This window comes from Gordonia sp. NPDC003585, assembly GCF_040610755.1.
Taxonomy (GTDB): domain Bacteria; phylum Actinomycetota; class Actinomycetes; order Mycobacteriales; family Mycobacteriaceae; genus Gordonia.
The window spans coordinates 1-2,976 of the sequence record NZ_JBEXMX010000174.1 but is presented as its reverse complement, the minus strand read 5'-3'; the positions used below and the strand labels follow the sequence as shown (position 1 = coordinate 2,976).

The following is a 2,976-nucleotide window of genomic DNA, read 5'->3' as shown; positions in this document are numbered from 1 at the left end:
GATCGGTGCCGGCGGTGATCGCGATACCGCCAAGCGTCCCCTGATGGGAGCGGCCGCGGCGCGCGGCGCCGAGTTCGGGGTGATCACCGACGACAACCCGCGGACCGAGGATCCGGCGTCGATCCGCGCCGAGGTGCTCGCCGGTGCACGCGGTGTCGGCGCCGACGAGCGTCCCGCCGGCGCCGAGGAGATCTGCGAAGTCGGGGGACGGTCGGAGGCGATCGCCACCGCGCTGCGGTGGGCGGCACCCGGTGACACGGTTCTGATCGCGGGCAAGGGACACGAGGCCGGTCAGGAGATCAACGGTGTGAAGCACCCCTTCGACGACCGGGACGTCGTTGCCTCCGTCCTCGACGAACTTGTAGCGGACGGCGGTCGCCGGTGAGTGGTTCCATCCGGTCCGGCGCCGGCAGTGCGCCCGACGAACTCGTCGTGATCAGGGCGCAGACACCTGCGTCGGCGCGTGAAGTCCGCGAACTCTTGCGAACGCTGGCCGACGCGGGCGAGCAGACCCGCGACGCCGACGGTGTTCGACGCGGACGCACCTGGGCGTGGTTGGGTGAGCTCGAGGTGCCCGACGGCCTCAGCGAGAACGAACGCGTCGTCGAACACGACCGCGTAGGTCGGCTCGCGGTCCGCCTCGCGGTCGACAAGACCTTGTGTATCGGCGACTCCCGGTCGGTGCGCGCGTTGCATCAGGGTGCGGTTATGGAAGGCTCGTGGGGCGACGAGGTGCGGATCGTCGACACGGCCACGGCCGCACGCGACCTCGTCCGTGAGCAGCCGGATTGGCGACCCACGGCTCCAGACGTGATACTCGTTGCCGCTGCCACATCGGAGATCGCCGCTCTGCTCGACGAACTCGCCACCGATTTGGCACTGCCGGTTCGCGATCGCGCCCCTGCGGACGGGGCACCACCGGACGGGCCACCACCAAACGAGACACAGGACGCGACGTGAGGACGGGACCAGCACAGTGACACAGATCCTCATCGCGGGTGCGATCGCCGTGGCGGTCTCGATTCTGCTCACCCCGGTGCTCATCAAGGTGTTCTCGCGCCAGGGATTCGGCCAGGAGATCCGCGTCGAAGGCCCCCAGAGCCACCAGACCAAACGTGGCACGCCGTCGATGGGCGGCGTGGCGATCATCGCCGCGCTCTGGGCGGGCTACTTCGGTTCGCATCTGGCCGGCCTGTTCATCGACGGCGGAAACGGTCCCACCGCGTCGGGTCTGCTGGTCCTCGGCCTGGCGACCGTGCTCGGCGGTGTGGGGTTCCTCGACGACATCATCAAGATCCGCAAGCACCGCAACCTCGGTCTCAACAAGACTGCGAAGTCGATCGGCCAGTTCGGGGCCGCGATCCTGTTCGGCGTGCTCGTCCTGCAGTTCCACAACGAGTACGACTACACACCCGCGAGCATCAACCTGTCGTACGTGCGCGACATCAACGCCATCTCGATGGGATCGGTCGCGTTCGTGGTGTTCTGCTGGCTGGTGGTCGCCGCGTGGTCGAATGCAGTCAACTTCACCGACGGGCTCGACGGCCTGGCTGCCGGGTCGATGGCCATGGTGCTCGGCTCCTACGTGCTGGTCACGTTTTTCCAGTTCGTCAACGCGTGCCGCGGCGGCGCCAAGCCGACGACCGAGATCTCCAGCGCCTGTTATCCGGTGCGTGACCCGCTGGACCTGGCGCTCATCGCGATCGCCGGCGGCGGGGCGTGTATGGGCTTCCTGTGGTGGAACGCGGCGCCCGCCAAGATCTTCATGGGCGACACCGGTTCCCTCGCGCTCGGCGGCATGCTGGCCGGCCTGTCGATCTGCTCGCGCACGGAACTGCTCGCCGTCGTCATCGGCGCACTGTTCGTCGCGGAGATCATGTCGGTGGTGATCCAGATCGCGTTCTTCCGCACCACCGGGCGTCGAGTGTTCCGCATGGCGCCGTTCCACCATCACTTCGAATTGGGTGGCTGGGCCGAGACCACGGTGATCATCAGGTTCTGGCTGCTCACCGCGATCGCATGCGCCCTCGGGCTGTCGCTGTTCTACGGCGAATTCCTCACCGCCAATGGCTGAGCGGCCCACCGGGGCAGGAGACCTGGCGGGTCGCGCGGTTCTGGTCGCCGGCGCCGGTACGGCCGGGATGTCGGCGGCCCGCTACCTGATCGACGTCGGCGCGCGGGTCACCCTCGCCGACACCCGATTCGTATCGACCACCGCGTCGCCCGAGCAGCAGGCCGCGGCGCGTTCGGTGGTCAACGGTGCCGAAGATCTGTTCGGCCGTGGTGCCGCGCTGGTTGCCGCCGACGAGGTGCTCGACGACCCGGACTGGACCATGCGGACCGAACTGGTGGTGGTCTCGCCGGGTTTCGCGCCCGACCATCCGCTCGTCCGGGCCGCGGCAACGGCGTCGGTCCCGGTGTGGGGCGAGGTGGAACTCGCCTGGCGTCTCGACCGCGCGGGCGCACTCGGCGAACCCCGGACGTGGCTGGTGGTCACCGGGACCAACGGCAAGACCACCACGACCTCGATGCTCGCCGACATCGTCGAGGCATCCGGACGGGTGGGCATCGCGTGCGGCAACATCGGCCTGCCGGTCCTGGATGCGATGCGGATGACTCCGCGCGTGGAGGTTCTCTGCGTCGAACTGTCGTCCTTCCAACTGCATTGGGCGCCGTCGGTTCGCCCCGAGGCGGGGGTGGTCCTCAATGTCGCCGAGGATCATCTCGACTGGCATGGCTCCTTCGATGCCTACGCGGCGGCCAAGGCAGGTGCGCTGACCGGTGCAGTCGCGGTGGTGGGACTCGACGACGCGGTGGCGGCATCGTTGCCGGCTGAGGGACGCCGGGTCGGCTTCACCTTGTCGACGCCCGATGCCGGCGAACTCGGTGTCGCCGACGGGCACCTCCTCGACCGCGCGTTTGGGGCGGGCGCCCTGGTCGCGGTCGACACGATTCACCCGCCGGGCCCTTCTGGTG

Annotated in this window: 3 protein-coding genes and 1 pseudogene; all 4 read left to right on the top strand. The window is 68.8% G+C overall.

The annotated features are described in order from the left end of the window. Positions 1-385: pseudogene (locus tag ABZW74_RS24315) on the top strand (UDP-N-acetylmuramoyl-L-alanyl-D-glutamate--2,6-diaminopimelate ligase); the annotation flags it as partial. Between the two features lie 95 nt (positions 386-480). Continuing rightward, on the top strand, positions 481-960 hold the full coding sequence (locus ABZW74_RS24310; protein ID WP_240856071.1) for a UDP-N-acetylmuramoyl-tripeptide--D-alanyl-D-alanine ligase: 480 nt from the start codon (positions 481-483) through the stop codon (positions 958-960). 16 nt (positions 961-976) lie between these two features. Continuing rightward, positions 977-2,074 carry a phospho-N-acetylmuramoyl-pentapeptide-transferase gene (mraY, locus tag ABZW74_RS24305; protein WP_240856008.1) on the top strand — a complete coding sequence of 366 codons (1,098 nt, stop codon included), beginning with the start codon at positions 977-979 and terminating at the stop codon, positions 2,072-2,074. Beyond that, positions 2,067-2,976 (top strand): Mur ligase family protein (locus ABZW74_RS24300; RefSeq protein ID WP_355280047.1); only part of this gene is annotated, 910 nt, incomplete at its 3' end. The genes mraY and ABZW74_RS24300, both read left to right, overlap by 8 nt.